The 16,029-nt window shown below is 60.4% G+C and carries 18 protein-coding genes; 4 read left to right on the forward strand and 14 right to left on the reverse strand.

What is annotated here, in order from left to right:
- Window positions 1-2: 2 nt before the first annotated feature.
- The 13 genes from V8J88_RS20270 to V8J88_RS20330 are packed head-to-tail and all read right to left on the reverse strand — an operon-like array spanning window position 3 to window position 10,628.
- The gene (locus V8J88_RS20270; protein ID WP_338846071.1) at window positions 3-362 is read right to left on the reverse strand and encodes a GPW/gp25 family protein; all 360 of its coding nucleotides are present in this window, start codon (window positions 360-362) and stop codon (window positions 3-5) included.
- Window positions 362-703 carry a hypothetical protein gene (locus V8J88_RS20275; protein ID WP_338846072.1) on the reverse strand — a complete coding sequence of 114 codons (342 nt, stop codon included), beginning with the start codon at window positions 701-703 and terminating at the stop codon, window positions 362-364. Before V8J88_RS20275 ends, V8J88_RS20270 begins: the two co-directional genes overlap by 1 nt.
- A 10-nt stretch (window positions 704-713) precedes the next feature.
- Window positions 714-1,250, reverse strand: a complete 537-nt coding sequence (locus V8J88_RS20280; protein ID WP_338846073.1) for a phage baseplate assembly protein V — start codon at window positions 1,248-1,250, stop codon at window positions 714-716.
- Window positions 1,247-2,371, reverse strand: a complete 1,125-nt coding sequence (locus V8J88_RS20285; protein WP_338846074.1) for a hypothetical protein — start codon at window positions 2,369-2,371, stop codon at window positions 1,247-1,249. The genes V8J88_RS20280 and V8J88_RS20285 overlap by 4 nt, the downstream gene beginning before the upstream one ends.
- A complete protein-coding gene (locus V8J88_RS20290; protein WP_338846075.1) occupies window positions 2,372-2,692 on the reverse strand; it encodes a LysM domain-containing protein in 321 nt (106 codons plus the stop codon).
- Between the two features lie 12 nt (window positions 2,693-2,704).
- Entirely contained in the window at window positions 2,705-3,355 is a 651-nt protein-coding gene (locus tag V8J88_RS20295) for a hypothetical protein (RefSeq protein WP_338846076.1), read from the reverse strand.
- Complete coding sequence (locus V8J88_RS20300) at window positions 3,352-3,684, reverse strand: hypothetical protein (RefSeq protein ID WP_338846078.1); 333 nt, start codon at window positions 3,682-3,684, stop codon at window positions 3,352-3,354. The genes V8J88_RS20295 and V8J88_RS20300 overlap by 4 nt, the downstream gene beginning before the upstream one ends.
- Complete coding sequence (locus V8J88_RS20305; protein ID WP_338846079.1) at window positions 3,681-5,618, reverse strand: ATP-binding protein; 1,938 nt, start codon at window positions 5,616-5,618, stop codon at window positions 3,681-3,683. Before V8J88_RS20305 ends, V8J88_RS20300 begins: the two co-directional genes overlap by 4 nt.
- Complete coding sequence (locus tag V8J88_RS20310; RefSeq protein ID WP_338846080.1) at window positions 5,615-6,916, reverse strand: DUF4255 domain-containing protein; 1,302 nt, start codon at window positions 6,914-6,916, stop codon at window positions 5,615-5,617. The genes V8J88_RS20305 and V8J88_RS20310 overlap by 4 nt, the downstream gene beginning before the upstream one ends.
- Complete coding sequence (locus tag V8J88_RS20315) at window positions 6,913-7,728, reverse strand: hypothetical protein (protein WP_338846081.1); 816 nt, start codon at window positions 7,726-7,728, stop codon at window positions 6,913-6,915. Before V8J88_RS20315 ends, V8J88_RS20310 begins: the two co-directional genes overlap by 4 nt.
- Before the next feature lie 25 nt (window positions 7,729-7,753).
- Entirely contained in the window at window positions 7,754-8,485 is a 732-nt protein-coding gene (locus V8J88_RS20320) for a hypothetical protein (RefSeq protein ID WP_338846083.1), read from the reverse strand.
- A gap of 15 nt (window positions 8,486-8,500) precedes the next feature.
- Window positions 8,501-9,031 (reverse strand): phage tail protein, encoded by a 531-nt coding sequence (locus V8J88_RS20325; protein ID WP_338846084.1) that lies wholly within the window; start codon window positions 9,029-9,031, stop codon window positions 8,501-8,503.
- Between the two features lie 13 nt (window positions 9,032-9,044).
- Window positions 9,045-10,628, reverse strand: a complete 1,584-nt coding sequence (locus V8J88_RS20330; protein ID WP_338846085.1) for a phage tail sheath C-terminal domain-containing protein — start codon at window positions 10,626-10,628, stop codon at window positions 9,045-9,047.
- Between the two features lie 684 nt (window positions 10,629-11,312).
- Between V8J88_RS20330 and V8J88_RS20335 the strand changes: the two genes are divergently transcribed.
- The 4 genes from V8J88_RS20335 to V8J88_RS20350 all read left to right on the forward strand — a co-directional run bounded on the left by V8J88_RS20335 (window position 11,313) and on the right by V8J88_RS20350 (window position 14,507).
- On the forward strand, window positions 11,313-12,017 hold the full coding sequence (locus V8J88_RS20335; protein WP_338846086.1) for a hypothetical protein: 705 nt from the start codon (window positions 11,313-11,315) through the stop codon (window positions 12,015-12,017).
- The gene (locus V8J88_RS20340) at window positions 12,017-12,640 is read left to right on the forward strand and encodes a hypothetical protein (protein ID WP_338846087.1); all 624 of its coding nucleotides are present in this window, start codon (window positions 12,017-12,019) and stop codon (window positions 12,638-12,640) included. Before V8J88_RS20335 ends, V8J88_RS20340 begins: the two co-directional genes overlap by 1 nt.
- Before the next feature lie 236 nt (window positions 12,641-12,876).
- Complete coding sequence (locus V8J88_RS20345; protein ID WP_338846088.1) at window positions 12,877-13,707, forward strand: 4'-phosphopantetheinyl transferase superfamily protein; 831 nt, start codon at window positions 12,877-12,879, stop codon at window positions 13,705-13,707.
- Window positions 13,704-14,507, forward strand: coding sequence for a metallophosphoesterase family protein (locus V8J88_RS20350; protein WP_338846089.1), 804 nt, complete (start codon window positions 13,704-13,706; stop codon window positions 14,505-14,507). The genes V8J88_RS20345 and V8J88_RS20350 overlap by 4 nt, the downstream gene beginning before the upstream one ends.
- A 47-nt stretch (window positions 14,508-14,554) precedes the next feature.
- Here V8J88_RS20350 and V8J88_RS20355 read toward each other — a convergent pair whose 3' ends face one another.
- Window positions 14,555-15,970 carry an MFS transporter gene (locus V8J88_RS20355; protein ID WP_338846090.1) on the reverse strand — a complete coding sequence of 472 codons (1,416 nt, stop codon included), beginning with the start codon at window positions 15,968-15,970 and terminating at the stop codon, window positions 14,555-14,557.
- Between the last annotated feature and the right edge of the window lie 59 nt (window positions 15,971-16,029).

Raw genomic sequence — 16,029 nt, forward strand, 5'->3', positions numbered from 1 at the left:
GCTTATTTGGGATGGCGGAATTCCGCCGTTTCCAGGCTGCCATCGCGCAGCAGCAGATAGCTGATGCTGATGCGCAATTCGCTTTCTTCGTTATGCACTTGCAAGCTCTGCACTTGCAGCACATCGCCCAGCCAGCGCGTAATCGCCGCCTGCAAACTGAATTGCAGGGTGGCGGCCAGCTCCGGGCTGTTCGGCGCAAATAAAAGTTGCAACACGCCGCTGCCAAAATCGGGACGGTGCAAACGCTCGCCCTGATTGGTGAAAATCAATTGTTCCAGCATCTGCCGCACATGCGCGGCCCAGTCGGCGCGCGCCGTGCGCCCGGCTTGCAATTGGAAGGGAAAAGCCAGATCGCGCATCATCAACTCCCTGTGACTCTGGTTTGCTGCTGATTCACCAGCAGAGCGCCTTGCGGCATTTGTTCCGGGCTTTGCGTCAGAGACGGCCCCGGGGCCAACATCAAGGGCTGGCCCTGGCACATGACGCGGCTGGAAACTTGCAGCCAGCGCGCGCTGATGCAGGGCGAAGGCTTGGGAACCGGCGTCGGCAAGGTGAAGGGACAGCCGGCGATCACAAACTGGTCAGACGCCAGCGCCGCCGGCTGGCCGCTTAACAAGACCCGGCTTTGCGATGGCGTCAACTGCGCCGGCGCGCCATGCGGGCAGATGATCACCGCGCCGGCGTGCAAGATCAATCCAGGCATCTGATTCTCCTTAAATCACGCTCAGCGCGCCGTTGTTCACATCCACATTCGGGCCGACCAGATTGATGCTCGCGCCCTTGCCGTTTTGCAGATAAATTCCGGTGTCGTTCACAATCAGGGACACGCCGGTGGCGCTTTTCAACATCAGCCCGCCCGCCGGGCCGGGCGCGTCGCTGATCGCCAGCACATTCTGGCCGGCGGTTTGCAACACAATGCTGGGCGCCGCCGGCACGCCGGCGCGCGCCAAAGGCGGTATTTCGCCCTGCTCAAAGCGGCAGCCTGTCCACACCGGGTAATTCGGATCGCCCTGCTCGAACTCAACCCATACCTTGGCCCCGACCGGCGGCACGAAATACGCCCCCATGCCGGTTCCGCTCGGCCCGGCCAGCGGCGCACACGCCTCGGCCCACGAGCTGGGAACCAGGCCCAGCACATCCGGCACCAGACAAGTCAGGCGCGCGCGCTGTTCCGGGTCGAGATTGTTGACCACCGTGCCACGATATTTGCCATAAAAACGTGGCCCGGATACGCTGTTCATGTCGTTCATATCGGCACCGTTGGGGTAAGCGAAATGAGGCCGTCGCGGCTCAATTCAAAACTCTGTTTATATTCGCCGGGCTTGATGTCGTGTGTCACGCTGTCCACGTAATACAAGCCATCATGCGCCAGCCCCAAGCCGCGCACCCCGACCAGGCGGCGCGCGCGCAGCAAGCCGCCATAGCGCGAAACATGCAGCGAACCGCTCAAGCGCAGGGCCTGGCTGGATTGCGCCAGCGTCCCCAAAATATGGTCAAGCAAATTCGGGATCTGGCGCGAGCGGTTATACGATGGTGAAAATTCGACCTTGGCCGGCGGCGTCAGGCACGCCCCCAGCGGCGGACGGTATATATTCAAATTCGGCAAAGGCAGCGGCAATGGAATCGTGCCGGTGGCCGGATCGAGCACGCCAAACACCAGGATTTTTTTGCTCAAGCCGTCATAGCTGGCGGACAGGCTTTCAACATTGCTGTGCGCATCCATATTCACGCTCAAAGCCGGTTGCGGGGACGGATCTTGCAAAGGCGGGCCGAAATACGCGCGGCTGCTGCCCGGCAGCGGCCCCGGCTCCAGATAAAACACATAGGCATGGCGACGCGCCAGACTGCGCAGCCAATCCAGATCTGTGCCGTACTGAATTTCCCGCCCCTGGCTCGGGCTTAAAGGCTGATCCAGCAGCGGCGGAATCAAGAGCGGAACAATGCCGAATGCGGCGTAATTGGCCAGAATCTGCGCCGCCTGCGCAATATGCGGCGTGCTTTGAAACACGCGCCGCACCTCGACCACATCCATTAACACGCTCAAATCGCTGCCGGTCAAGGTCAGCGTGCTCAAGCCCTGTTCGCCGGCTTGCAATTGATGACGGGTGATCACGCCATCAATCAAGACCTGCGGCGCGCCCTGCAGCGTCACCATCAGAATCACGCGCGTCACAATCGGATCAAAAAAGCCGGCCGGCAAGAGCTGCTGCAAAATCGGCGATTGCTTGCCGAGCGCGAAACTGAGTTCAAACGCGCCTTCGCTGCCGCCCTGCGTCACGCGCACTCCGCTCAAAGCCTCCATCAGCAATGGCGGGGCCGGCAGCGGCGCTTGCGGCCCGATCAGCAACGTCAGATGCACACCTTGCAGCATTTATTGCGCCCCTCCCGGCCCCGGCACGCCCGGCCCCAGGGTCAGACGCAAACGCAGGCCCGGCGCAGCCGCCTGCTGCACCTGCTGCAGGCCATTGGCGTCCATGATGCGCCACCAGGCCAGGCTGTCGCCCAGCGCTTGCGCGGCGATCTGATCGACACGCTCGCCCTGCTGCACGCTGTGGATTTGCAAGGTGTGCATGCTGGCCGGATCGGGCAAGAAGCGGCGCGCCAGCCAACGCACTGGCCGCCCGTGCGCATCCGTCCCTTCCTGCACAGCGCATTGCGCGTAGCGGCTGTTGAGCGCAGCAAATGGGTTCATTCCGCTTCCTCCCTAGATTCCAGTCAGGCCGAGCGCCTGCAGACTGCCGCCTGTCAGTTTGCGCGCCAGCGCTTCTTTGTTTTGCAAGTAACTGATGAATAAATGCCCGCCGCGCTGCATAAAGCCCAGATCATCCACCGACAACACGCGCAAGCTGAGCGCCACCCTGGCGCGGATCGGGTTTAAGGCCGGATCAAAGGCCTCTTCGGTGATGGAAAATTCCTGGATGCGCACCGGCACAATCCGCTGCGGCCCGAAAATGAACAGCGGCAAAGCGCCTTGCATCGGCAAAATCTCAATACTGCCGAGCGCCGCCAGCGCCTGATTCGCCAGCAAAGCGCTGCTGGATGGGTGCAACAAGGCTTCCAGCGCCGCCAGTTGCGGATGCAGACCGAGCGCCACGGTTTGCCCGTCGCCATTCGCCAGCCCTTCGCTGGCGTCCAGCTCCGCTTCCAAACGGATGGTTTCCACCGGCGGCCCTTTCAGGCGCAAGGCTTCGACATGCTCGCCGCTATCAGCCTGCACGCCCTTGGCTTGCAGCGTGCGGCTCAGGCTGTCCGGGTTGTATTGCATCGGAATGATTTGCTGCACGCGGCCGCTCAGCGGCTCCATCAGCGCCAGCGCGGCGCGCAGCACGCGGGGCGAACGGCTGAAGCTGCTCATGCCATCCCCCCGTCGCAGACCGGGGCGGCGCAATGGCGCGTCAGCTGTTGCGTGACGCTGTGCGCGACTTGCTGCGCCAGCGCTGCGCCGCCCGCCGCCGGGGCCGGCGGCAGCGCGGCCAGATGCCGCGCCTGCCACTGCAGCCCGGCAGCCGGCGATGCTTGCTGCAAGGCGTGTTGCAGCGCCTGCTGCAGCGCGGCGGCAAACTGCGCCGCATTTTGTTGCGGCGGCAAGCCGTGCAACACCAGGCGCTCAATATGCAGCGTCAGCGGGGCCCCGGCTGCTTCCTGCTGGCGGCGGGGACGGGTATGCGCCTGCACTGTGCTCATGATCGGAACTCCGCTTCGACAATGGGTTTATCCAGTTTGCGCAATTCGGCGCGCGCGCTGTTGAGCAGCATTTGCATATCCAGCGGGGCGCTGGCGTCGGCGGCGCAAAATGCGGCGTTCAGCACAATGCTGTGAATATTGCCGCCGCTCAAATTCAGGCGCGCCAGACGTTCAAAATCAAGCCGCGCGCGCGGCAGTGCGGGCGGCAAAGCGCCCTGCCAGATGCGGGCGCGCTCGCGCGGGCCGGGCCAGGGAAAATGCAGCACAAAGCGCAAGCGCCGCATAAACGCCTGATCCAGCGCCTGTTTCATATTGGTGGCCAGCAGCGCGACCCCGGAAAAGGCTTCAATGCGCTGCAACAGGTAATTGATTTCGATATTCGCATAGCGGTCATGGCTGTCTTTGACTTCGCTGCGGCGGCCAAACAGGGCGTCGGCTTCATCAAAAAACAGCAGCGCGCCGCCGCTCTCGGCTGCATCAAACAGACGGCCCAGATTTTTCTCGGTTTCGCCTATGTATTTGCTCACCACCTGGGACAGATCAATGCGGTACAGATGCAAATCCAGCGCGCGCGCCAGGACTTCCGCCGCCATGGTTTTGCCGGTGCCGCTATCGCCGGCGAACAGGGCGGAAATCCCCATGCCGCGATTCATACGCGCGGCAAAACCCCATTCCTGATACACCAGATGGCGCGCGCGCGCCTGCGCCACGATCTGGCGCAGCATCTGCATTTGCTCTTCCGGCAAAATCAAATCATCCCAAGCGGCTTTCGCCTCCAGCCACTGGGCCAGCCCTTCCAGGCGCGGGCGGCACAAATCGCGGCAGTGACGCCACAAGGCCGGCCCATATTGCTCAGGCGGCAGACCGGCCACGCTGTGCGCGGCGCGCGCCAATTCTCCGCTGTGCAAATCAAAGTGACAGCTCATCTGCTGCGCCAGGGCTTGCGCATCCGGCGGCAGTGCCTGGCGCCATTGCGCGTATTGCGCGGCGCGGCTGGGACGCTCGCAGACCAGGGACAATCCGCCCAATTCCGCCAGCGCTTTGTCCAGTCCGAGCAAAATCAAACCCGGCTCTTGCCGCACAAAACTGCGCAGCGCTGCGCGCTCGGCCTGCGCCCCGTCTTCGATATACAGCAAGAGCGGCCAGAGCAGACTTTCGCGCAGACACAAGCGCGCCAGCTGCGCCGCTGTCGCCGCCTCATTCAAAGCGGCTGCCGGCAAACGCAGGCACTGCCGTCCCAATGCATGCGCCACATGTTGCGCCAGCAAGGCGCGGCTATCGGCGTCAGCCCCGCTGATTTGCAGCAGCGGCAGCTTGCCTTGGCTGGCTTCTTGCTGCACTTGTTGCAAGATGTCTTGCAATTGCGCGGCTTGCTGCGCGGGCAGATCGAGCGCCGGCGGGGCCAGGATTTCGCCCGATTCCAGCAAGCGGTGGTCAATTTCCTGCCAGCCTTTCAGCAAATGCAAGATCCGCTCATCCACGCGCAAGGCGGCGGCGGTCAAGCCGGCTTGCGCCACTTGCGGCAAGTGCAGCAATTGCAGATGGCGCAGCGGGCGGCGCGGCGTCAGCGCATCCCAGGCCGGCTGCGGCAACAGGCGCAGCGCGAGCGCAAAATTCGGCCAGATCGACTGCGCCTGACCATGCCAGGCGGCGCAGGCGGCGGCGAAAGCAGGATCCAATTCCGGCGCGGCGGCCAGCAAAATCACATCGCGTTCAAAACCGGACAGCCCGCATAACTGCGCCAGCCATTCCAGCGCGGCGGGAGCGCCGCAGTCCTGCGCCTCTTGCGCCGCCTGCTGACGCGCCGCCAGCGCTGCCGCCAGATCCACTTCCTGTCCCTGCAAGCCGGACATGGCCAGACGCAGCCAGGCCAGACTGGCGCCGAGATAGCGCGCATTCGCTTCCTGCCATGCGCTGTCGCTGGCGGCGATCATTTCACACTCACCGTTTGTTGCGGATCAAAAGCGAGCTGCGGCGGATTTCCGCCCAGCTGCACCGGCAGACTGTCCACCCCATCCACGCGCAAGCGCACCACATATTGCCCCGGCGGGATTTTTTTCATTTCAAACTTCAGTGTGCTCGGCTTATTCACATCATTCGGCGTGCTGACCTTGGCCGGGCGCAGGCTGAAATTGCCGAACAGCAGCTCCAGATTCTTTTCCTGTTCCGGCAAGAGGCGCGGACTACATTCGATATTCAAATTGAAATTCGCGCTGGCGAAATTGTTGGCGGCCAGCTTGATGCGCGGGGCCAGGGCAAATTGCAAACGCTGGCTGGACAGGGTATGGCCGGAATCGAGCTGCGCGCGCAAGGCGATTTCCCATATGCCGATCGCCCATTCGCTCAATGCTTTCGGCGCGCCGGCCTCAGGCAGCTGCGCCAACAAGGCGCCGGATGGACTGGTTTGCGGCGTCAAAATGCGCTGCATGCCGCTGGCCGGGTGCAGCAATTCGATATCGCTGCACAAATTCAGATGCGCGCCTTGCAAAGCCAGCGTATCGCCCAGGCGCATGGCGGGCGCGCGCGGATTCCCTTCCACCCGCACCCCATGCAATTGCGGCCAGGCGGCGCGCGCGCTGAAACCCTGATCCTGCGGCCCGCGCGCCAATACCGGCAAGGCCTGGCGGGTCGGCAGATTGTCTTGCAATAACACCACCGACACCGAATAAGCCATGCTGGGACGCATCTTGGTTTGCATGGCGGTCCAGAATTTGGACAGTTCTTCCGTGCTGGGAAAGCTGGGCGTGATTTTGATCAATTCCACCTGCTCGGCCAGATCAGCGGCGGCCAGCGCCTGCATGCCGGGCGGCAATAGCGCTCCGCTCAAGGGTGGAACGCCGCCCAGCGATGTGCGCAACTGAGCGCGCGTCAAGACCGGATTGCGGTGCAAGATTTGCATTGCATAACCGAGCAAAATCTCAGCGTGCAAATCTTCGCTGCCCCAGGCCGTCAACATATAGTGCAAATCCAGCGCCAGCGGCGGATTGGCCAGACGCCGCCCCTGCTCATCGCGCGCCGGCAAACCGGCGTTGCGCCACCCCTGATTCGGGCTGAGGTGGTGCATGAACAGATTCAATTGATTCGGCTCGCTGGGCGTGGTCACAATCCGGTCGGGCGGCAAGGCGCTGACGCTGAAATTGCCGACCTTGGACAGATCGTGATTCAACAAGCCGTCATTGAGTAAGTCTTTCAATGCCGCAGAAACGGCGGCAATCGCCAGGGCGCTGCTCATGCGCGGCCTCCGTTTCTGCTGCGCAAATAGGCTTGCAATGTGTCTTCCTGCGCCGGCTTGGCGCGCGGCGCGGCGGGGGCCGGACTGGCGACGGCGCGCACTTCCAGGCGGCCAATCGAGATCTGCACCGGCGGCGGCGCGACAGGCGCATCGACTGGCGGCGGCGCGCTGTTGGCCAAACGCTGCAGCGCGCGGGCGGCGGACGGCGTGGCCGGCGCGCGTAACGGCGCAGGCGGCGCTGCCGGCCTCAGGATTTCACGCGTGTGGATGGTGTGCGATTCGCGCAGGGTGTGTGTGGCCACGGCGCGCTGCGGCGCCTGGGCTGGCGGCGCAAATTGCGGCGTATCGGGCGGGGGCTTCAGCGGCGGGGCGGCGACGCTGGCCGGCAATTGCTGCAACATAAGCGGCGCCTGCGGCTGGGCCGGGGCTTGCGCCGGCAGGCGGCTGACTGGCGCAGCCGGGTTTGCCGCCGGCGCCACAGCGATGGGCTGCGGCGCCGCCGCATGTGGTGGCGCGCTGGCGGCGCCAGGCCGGGCGGCGGGCGCTACGGCCGGCCCCGCTGCGGCAGGCGCACGCGGCGCCGGAATATGCATATTCATTGGGGACACAGAAGGCGCTGCGCTGTGAAGCGGCGAGAGCGGCGGCGGCGCTGGCGACGCCACGGCGGGCGGGCGCACTGGCGGCGCTGCCTGCGGCGCTTCCGGCTCCATGTGCGGCGCGCTATCCGGCTCAAATAATCCGGCCTGCCGCCGCTCCAGCACAGGGAGGCGCTGTTGCGCGCGCGCGCTCATTCTGGCAAACAGATCATCCATACCCATCCCATTCACGCCGGCCAGGCTAGCAGCCCAGCATTTGCAGATACAGGGCGCGCCGTCGCGCCGATAAGGCCAAAATACTGTGTTCGCTCCAGCCATAGGCCAGCGCTAATTGGTGCACTTGTTGCAGCAGGGCATGCGCCCAGCGCGTCAAGTCTTGCCACAGCCAGGCCCCGATTTCCAATTCCCGTTGCCAGGCATGGCCGCAGGCGGGACAGTGCAAGCCTATGCTGATTTCCGCCAGCGGGTCCGCTTCCAGCAAAGCCTCTTGCGCCGCTGCGCGCCAATCCGCCTGCTGCGCCAGATGCGCCAGTTCAGGCGGCAGGCAGGCTTGCAGCAAAGCCACGCCATCCAGGCCCGTCGCCGCCGGCAGATCCGCCGCTTGCGGCGCGCGCATGCGCCATTCCTGTCCCTGCCACTGACCTTGCAACATGACATCATGCGGCATGACTTGCGCGCCCTGCGCCAATTGCGCCAGCTGCCAGCCGGGCGGGCAAATCTGTTCAGCGGAAAAACTGCTTTCCAACTGTTCCTCGCAGGCCGGACAGGCGGTCACGGCGTCAAAGCCGGCCCCAAACCATTGACAGCGCAAATACAACAAATGCCAATCAACCCTGCCGCAAGTCTGGCGCGCCCATTCCAGCGGCGCAGGCAGCGGCCAGGCGCTTTGCAGCAACAATAATTTGCGCATGCTCAGATCCAGCGCGGCGCCGTCTTCCCACAGTTGCAACAGGCTGTGCGCATCCAGCTGCATACCTCAGTCCAGGCTTTACGCCGGTTCCGTGAAAGTCGGCTCGGACGGCTCGGCCACATCCGGGTCGCGCTCCCAGCCCTCGTTTTCCAGCTTGATATGCTGAATCGCCACCGCATTGCCATTCGCATCCAGATCCGGCAGGGCCTGGAATTCCGATACCCAGCAGCGGAACAGGCGGTAGCGCAGCGCCAATTGGCCGGCTTCGTTGTACAGCTCGATCAGGATGTTTTTGCGGAAGTCTTTGAGCGAGACTTCGGCCCCGGCCCCGCTGCCGAAATTCCACACCTTATTCGCCCATTGCTCGAATTCTTTGTCGTGTGTCACGCCGCGCTCCAGCGTCACGGCTTCGTATTCGGTGCGCCCGGGCGATTTGCGGCTGCTGCTGGGGTCGCCGCCTTCGCGGTGTTTCACCACTTCAGTGCTGCGCTTTAAGCTGGAGACTTTGGAAATCCCCGCCACCGGGGTGGTGTTGCCCTCAAAAAAGACGCGGAATTTGAAATTTTTGTACGGGTCAAAACGTTGGGTGTTGACGGTAAATTGCGCCATGGCGATGTCCTCCTCACACTGCGAGCTGGCCAGCGATTTGCTGGAGTTTGATGACCACGAATTCAGCCGGTTTCAATGGCGCAAAACCGACCACCACATTCACAATGCCGAGATTGATATCGTTTTGGGTGGTGGTTTCCTTGTCGCATTTGACGAAATAGGCTTCGCGCGCGGAAGCGCCCTGGAATGCGCCCTGGCGGAACAGATTGTGCATAAACGCTCCCAGGCTCATGCGTAACTGTCCCCATAATGGCTCATCATTCGGCTCAAACACCGCCCACTGGGAACCGCGATACAGGCTTTCTTCGATATACAAAGCAAGCCGGCGCACCGGGATGTATTTGTATTCGTCGGCCAATTGATCCGCCCCGCGCAAGGTGCGCGCGCCCCACACCACCCGTCCCGCATTCGGGAAGCTGCGCAGGCAATTCACGCCGATTTGATTCAAGCGCCCGTTTTCCGGGTCGCTCAACACCACGCTCAAGCCGGCGCTGCCCTGCAAGCTGGCGTCCAGGCCGGCGGGCGCTTTCCACACGCCGCGCGTGGCGTCGGTGCGCGCAAACACCCCGGCAATCGCGCCACAGGGGACAAAGCTGTCAAGCTGGCCATTGCGCGCCGGGTCTGGCGCCAGCAAGCGCGGGAAGAAGACAGCTGCATTGCGCGCCGCATCGCCTTGCGGCACATCGTCGGTGGAAACTTTGGCGACGCTGTTCCAGGCTTTGGGCGGATCAATGATCAGCATCGCGCGCCGCCGTGTGCAATACGCCAGCGCTTCATCCAACACCGCTTTCGGCGTCTCGCCGTCGCGCGTATCGGGCGGCATGCAGAGTAAATTGAAGAGATCGGTTTGTTTCAGCGCATAGACGCCAGTGCCGTCCGTTTCACTGCCTTTCCAGGTCGCCACGTCCAGCGCATCGCTGTCTTTCAGTTTGGCGGCATCCGACACGCCGGTGGAAAGCTTATCATCGCTCCACAGCTTGCTTGGATCTGTCACCGGATCATGCAAACTCGGGCGCACCCCGGTTTTCAGGCTGGGGCTTTGCGCATAATCGCCGGACACATCCACGCGCAGCCATTGCGATTCCGCCGCCAGCACGCGATCCACCCGGCGCGGCCCTTCTTTCACGCTCAGATTGCGGAATACTTCCAGCGCGCCATTCAGATTCACGGTCAGATTGAATAAATCCTCATCCGCCAGGCCAAAACGTTTGCCGCTGTCTTTGGGAATATCGCCATCCAGCCGCACGCGCAATGCGGCGCCCCATGTGCCGGGATTGGCCGGCTGCAAGGTGAGGTTAGTGACTTTGAGCTGTCCCAGTGCGCTGGCCTTGTCTTTGAACAGGCGCACAATCACTGCTGTGCCGCCGCCATTCAGAAAGAAGTCGCGCACTGCATACGCCATCGGATAATCGGCATGCAGCTTGCCGAAAGTGCGCTCGAATTCGCCAAAATTGTCCAGCGTCACCGCCTGATCCACCGGCCCGCGCGCTGCGCGCCCGATAAAAGCGGTGATCGAGGTCGCAACCCCGGCAATGGTTCTGACGCCACTGGGCACTTCTTCAATATATACACCGGGGTAACTGACTGAAACTGGCATAGCTGACTCCTTCTGAGCGTTGGAGAACTGGGGATAAGCATGTGGCGCCAACGCCAAGCCAGCTTTGCGCATGCAAGCGCAAGAACTTCCGATACTGCCAGCCGGGGGATGGGGCACGCGCAAAACCGGGGTGACGGTACAAGATCCGTCAATAAAAGCCGGCTCATGCTAACCCAAAGCCATGGGGGCGACAGGAAATACGTCACGAAATGTTGCGTGATTGCAAATGTTTTGCCTTATGGAAATTAACATGTTCGCAAATTGCAAGTTGGGTTCGTTTCACCTTCACTTTTCAACCCCGCCTTCATCATTACGGCGATAAAGACTGTCACACAGCTTGCGCGGCCTTGATCGCAAAACAGTCAAGCATCAGGCCAATCTGGCGCTGACGTTTGATGAAAATTTTTGACGGGGAGTATAGATGGCGCCGATTTTGCACAAAACTCGATTCCAGCTGAAAAAATTCGGGAGTGGCGGAGTGCGGATCAAAGGCTGAGTCGATACGCTTCACTGCTTACAAGTAAATATTGCCTTAAATGCTGCAATAAATTATTATTACCAAGCTGCCTGACATGAAGCATCCTGGACAGTTCCATTTCCCCCCGTCCACTCCAATTCAACACAAAGCACCTTGAAACATGCAGACAATGGGCTTTGTCAAAGCGTCTTACGAAAGGTCTTTCAATGGCTATTTGTTACATCGCAAAAACACCGGATTATTGGCTGAGAGTTAAGCTGGAAAGCAATGAAATTATCTCTGTTCCTTATGGACTGAAATTGGAACGGCTTGAAATCAAGGCTGGGCGTGAGTATTTCAAAATCCTTGAAGGCGTGTACAAAGGTAAAAAAGCCAGTGTGTCCATGCCCCCGGGCGGCTCGTATCTGACCGACAAAATCAAACACCAGAGCGGCATTCTTCTGAAGTTTGATCGTAAGAGCCAAAGCTTGCATGTCGGCGGCGCCGGCCCGTTCAATGCGTTTTCAGGCGGCGGCCATTCCGGTTACACGCCAGTTTCCGCTGGCACATACCTGCTGGCCATACCTGCCTATCCTTCTGCACAAACCCGCGCCGCCTACAACCACTGGTGCACCTATCATAATTTGTGGTTCAGAATTGGCATCGAGACCACCGGTTCCCGTTTTTTACACGCCGGCATCATTTCTGATGGCTGCGTAACGGTGAGACAATTCATCTATGACCCCAAGAAGAAGGAAAAGCCGCCTGCCGGCTTTGAAGACTTGGTTCAGGGGGCACAAACTGCGCCAGGCTTATTGGGACTGCCCTTGCCTGAAAAACCAGCGCCTTGCATCAATTGGGACACATTGGTGAACACGATTCTTTTATGCCGGCATGATGACCAGGCTGTTGGCAAATTAGTGGTGACCTGATGCGAAAATTTTTATCCATTTGTCTGGCGTTGGCCAGCCTGGGATTGTCCTGCGCCCCCCCGTTAGCGCAGGCGCAGGCGCAATGTGCGTATCAGCCGGCATTCAAAACCTTGCAACAACAGTTGCCATCCCTGTCGTCTGCGCAAAGCATCCAGGCTTTGCAGCAATTTTACGCAGCCAATGAAAACGCCCAGCCATGTGAAGTCGCGCGGATTGAACAATTATTGGACGACCAGGAAACTGCCCTGATCCGTCTGCATATGGGCAGCGTGGCGCGCAAACCCCAGCGTTTGCTGCGCTGTAATCAGTTCACTGCGAAAACCGCGCAATGTCAGTCGCCGTATGAGGACAATACCGCACACCCCCTGCAAAACAATCTGCGCTTCACACCCTGGCCGGCGCCGCCGCACGTTTTACGCTTGCAAGTGGATTTGCCGCAAGCAAAACTGATCGGCGTATATCAGACAACCCTGGCAGCGGCATTGGATGGCAAGCCTGCAAAACGCTTAGGCGCTGCCACACAAATCAAATTGCGAGAGGCCGAAAAAAATCTGGTGTTGATCGCGATTTATAAAACGCCAGGGCCATGGGCTTACCGCAAGCTGGTTTGGTATTTTGAATGAACCGCACACCGCCATGGCAAGCGCGGATGGCTTGTTGCTGATTTTTTCCTTGCCGCTGATGTGCATCTGCGCCGGAAACGTTGTCGGAGGCCGGCTTAGTGCTGCGCGCAATCCACTTGCGTATTGCAAAGCAAACGTATTATTCATTTGATCGTCGATGGCCGGCGCGCAATAATCTGTGCTGAGGCGCAGATTATTGCGCGCCTGAATTCTGCAACCATGCAAAGTACTTCCCCATGAACCTGCCCGAACATGAATTACACCTCTGGTGCGCGCGCGATGCGGATTGCACGCCGGAATTGCTGGCGCTGTGGCGCTCATGGATGAATGATGAGGAGCGCGCGCGCGCTGACCGATTTTATTTTGAGCGCGACCGCCATCAATTCACGCTTACGCGCGGCCTGCTGCGCGCCACGCTGTCCGCCTACGCCGCGCCGCATGCGCAGATTGCGCCGGCGGCATGGCGTTTTGGCAAAGAAGCCAAAGGCCGTCCCTATTTATTGAACGATTTGCCGCCCGCGCTGCAAGGGCTGGATTTCAATCTCAGTCACACGCAAGGCATGGTGTTGCTGGGCTTGGCGCGCCATCTGCGCTTCGGGGTGGATACAGAAAACTATCTGCAACGTCCGGCCCCCTTGGAAATCATCAACAATTATTTTTCACCGCTCGAAGTGCAAGCGCTGCAAGCTTTGCCGCCGGCGCAACAGGGCGAACGTTTTTTCCATTATTGGACGCAAAAAGAAGCTTTCATCAAAGCCGAAGGGACAGGGCTTGGCTTGCCGCTGGAAAAATTCGGCCTCGACTACGGCCCCGGCCGCGCAGTGCAACTGTGCTTTTGGCAAGACTTGGTCGAGGCGCCGCAAGACTGGCGCAGCTGGCTGTGGCGCGATGTGCGCGCAGACGGCGGCACGGATGGCTTTTTACTGGCGCTGTGCATGGTCGGCGGCATGCCGGCGCTGCGCGCCTTCGCCAGTGTGCCGGGGGTTTCGAGCGCGCCGCAAACGCTGTCCTTGCTGCGCTGCCCGTCGGCCTGGACGCATGCGGCGGACTGGCCGGAGGCGGTATGAATCAAGCTTTTCCCCGCCGCATTTTTGCGGTGTCCGACATCCACACCGATTACGATGAAAACCGGCGCTGGTTATTAAACCTGTCACGCTGGGATTACACCGATGATGTGCTGTTGTTGGGCGGCGATGTGTCGGACTTGCCGCATTTGATGGAAGAAGCCTTGCGCGAATTGGCGCGCCGTTTTCATCAGGTTTTGTTTGTGCCCGGCAACCATGATCTATGGCTGGTGCGCAGCAAGGAAGAAGGCGATTCGCTGCAAAAATGGGCCAGATTGCGCTTGCTGGCCGAGGAGTGCGGCGTCTCCACCCGCCCCTGGCGCATGGCAGGTTTGCAAATCGTGCCGCTGTTGTCCTGGTATGACTGGTCGTTTGGCCAGCCATCAGAGCGCTTGATGCAAGCCTGGGCCGATTTCGTGGCTTGCCGCTGGCCGCATGAATTGACGCAGCCGGCGGCGCTGACGCAGTATTTTCATGCGCAAAATCTGCCGCATTTGCACAGCGAAGCGCCGTCTGTGATCAGTTTTTCGCATTTCATGCCGCGCCTGGATTTATTCCCCGCCGCCGTGCCGCCGCAACGCCGCTTTATCTTGCCGGTGTTAGGCAGCAGTGCGCTGGACGCCCAGATCCGCCAACTCGGCAGCCGCCTGCATGTGTATGGCCACAGCCATCTCAACCGCTGCGAGTTGCGCGACGGGGTGCGCTATATCAATAATGCTTACGCCTATCCGAATGAGGCGCAGATCGCGGCCAAGCGCTTGTTGTGTCTGGACCCATGGCTGGATGGGAATGGGCCGGACTGATTCCTGCGGCGTGCAGTAACGATTGCAAACACGCCCCGCTTGATTGCTCATTCATCTTTTCCGGCTGCAAACACGGATGGGTATTGACGCTCATAAAATCCGGCTGCCTGTGCGACTTCCATCTGCACTAAATGACGATATCCGGGTATGAAAATCATGCTGCAGGCGAGCAGAAACAGGGCGCTTGCGCAAAACCAAAACCATGTCGCAATGGCGAAATGCGCGACCCACAGCGCAGCGACAGAAATGCCAATTTGCGCCGCCAATGCGTTCAATGTGATGTGCGCGCCAGCGAATTGGGCGCGCATGCGATCCGGCACAGCGACACGCCGTTGTGCAGCGCCGCCCTGTATCCTGAGCGCCAGCATGAAATTTGCACAAAATAGAGCAAACACCAAAGCCAATGGCAGATTTTGTACGATAAACAACGCACAGCACGCCACCGCCAGTGCGAGTAAAAATGCCGCTGTGAGGCTGACCCGCCATTGGCCGCAATAGCGCATCAGCTTAGGCGCCAGCACACTGCCCAGCACCAGCCCGGCGCCGCTGCCTGCCTCCAACCATGCCAGCCAACTATTGCTCCAGCGCCGCTCCTGCAAGACACTGGGCAACAAGATGCCAAAGCTTGGAATAATCAGCAGCAACTCCAAAAAAATCTGGATAGACAAATATCGTTCCGTGCGCACCGCCCAGCGTAAGCGGAAGCCGCCCATCACATCGCGTCCCCATGCGCGCACTTTTTCTGACATCCGGTCTTGCTTTGCCGGCCCGCTTTCCGGCTTGCGCTTGAAGCGTTCACCCAAACGCAACAAGAGCAGCGCATACAGCGGCAAGCATAAAAACGGGGGCAGTAACAGGGTGAGCAGCAAGCTCTGCTGCGGCGACCAGGCCAGCAGGCACAAACCAGCGATCACAGGCCCGCCGAGCCGGGCGGAATACAACACTGCGTATTCCCAGCCTGTGAACTCTTCTAACCGCTTATGTTCAACCAACTGCACAGAAATTTTGGGATACGCACTGCCTTCAAAGGCTTGAATCATGGCGCTTATGATGAAATAAGCGCCCCAGTGCGTGATGCCCATGGCGCTTTCGCCGACAAACCAGGCCGCGCCAAGTGACAGAGCGGCGAAAGCGAGATTGCAAAAGAACAAGAGCCGCAGCGGGTTGCTTTGATCGACGATAGGGGCTAACAAAGGCGTCAGGAGCAAGCGCACGCCAGCGCTGATCACCATGCAGCTCGCCAGCGCCTGCAAGGACAGTGACTGAGTGACCATCAATGCAATAAGAACCGGCAAAATAGCGCTTGCCAGGCCGGCTATGCCATGGGCTGCGAGAAATAAGTAAGGAATCTTCAAAATCGTTGCAGTGAAATTAGCGAAGGTGGGACGGCGATAAGCAAGCTTTTGCCACGATAAATTGATGGGGCTTGGTGGCGCAAACCCACCCAAATCCAGCCCAAGCACTGAGGAGACTAATTCGCCAGCAAGTCCTGAGCGCCGATATGGATTGCAGTTGTGCGCAT

It is taken from the genome of Massilia sp. W12 (assembly GCF_037300705.1).
Taxonomy (GTDB): domain Bacteria; phylum Pseudomonadota; class Gammaproteobacteria; order Burkholderiales; family Burkholderiaceae_D; genus JACPVY01.

Bases quoted from the DNA above. Each gene is read 5' to 3' on its own strand.
- V8J88_RS20315 (WP_338846081.1), bottom strand. From the start codon at position 7,728: ATGGATGATCTGTTTGCCAGAATGAGCGCGCGCGCGCAACAGCGCCTC.
- V8J88_RS20310 (WP_338846080.1), bottom strand. From the start codon at position 6,916: ATGAGCAGCGCCCTGGCGATTGCCGCCGTTTCTGCGGCATTGAAAGAC.
- V8J88_RS20295 (WP_338846076.1), bottom strand. From the start codon at position 3,355: ATGAGCAGCTTCAGCCGTTCGCCCCGCGTGCTGCGCGCCGCGCTGGCG.
- V8J88_RS20320 (WP_338846083.1), bottom strand. From the start codon at position 8,485: ATGCAGCTGGATGCGCACAGCCTGTTGCAACTGTGGGAAGACGGCGCC.
- V8J88_RS20305 (WP_338846079.1), bottom strand. From the start codon at position 5,618: ATGATCGCCGCCAGCGACAGCGCATGGCAGGAAGCGAATGCGCGCTAT.
- V8J88_RS20325 (WP_338846084.1), bottom strand. From the start codon at position 9,031: ATGGCGCAATTTACCGTCAACACCCAACGTTTTGACCCGTACAAAAAT.
- V8J88_RS20270 (WP_338846071.1), bottom strand. From the start codon at position 362: ATGATGCGCGATCTGGCTTTTCCCTTCCAATTGCAAGCCGGGCGCACG.
- V8J88_RS20280 (WP_338846073.1), bottom strand. From the start codon at position 1,250: ATGAACGACATGAACAGCGTATCCGGGCCACGTTTTTATGGCAAATAT.
- V8J88_RS20290 (WP_338846075.1), bottom strand. From the start codon at position 2,692: ATGAACCCATTTGCTGCGCTCAACAGCCGCTACGCGCAATGCGCTGTG.
- V8J88_RS20335 (WP_338846086.1), top strand. From the start codon at position 11,313: ATGGCTATTTGTTACATCGCAAAAACACCGGATTATTGGCTGAGAGTT.
- V8J88_RS20300 (WP_338846078.1), bottom strand. From the start codon at position 3,684: ATGAGCACAGTGCAGGCGCATACCCGTCCCCGCCGCCAGCAGGAAGCA.
- V8J88_RS20345 (WP_338846088.1), top strand. From the start codon at position 12,877: ATGAACCTGCCCGAACATGAATTACACCTCTGGTGCGCGCGCGATGCG.
- V8J88_RS20350 (WP_338846089.1), top strand. From the start codon at position 13,704: ATGAATCAAGCTTTTCCCCGCCGCATTTTTGCGGTGTCCGACATCCAC.
- V8J88_RS20285 (WP_338846074.1), bottom strand. From the start codon at position 2,371: ATGCTGCAAGGTGTGCATCTGACGTTGCTGATCGGGCCGCAAGCGCCG.
- V8J88_RS20330 (WP_338846085.1), bottom strand. From the start codon at position 10,628: ATGCCAGTTTCAGTCAGTTACCCCGGTGTATATATTGAAGAAGTGCCC.
- V8J88_RS20340 (WP_338846087.1), top strand. From the start codon at position 12,017: ATGCGAAAATTTTTATCCATTTGTCTGGCGTTGGCCAGCCTGGGATTG.
- V8J88_RS20275 (WP_338846072.1), bottom strand. From the start codon at position 703: ATGCCTGGATTGATCTTGCACGCCGGCGCGGTGATCATCTGCCCGCAT.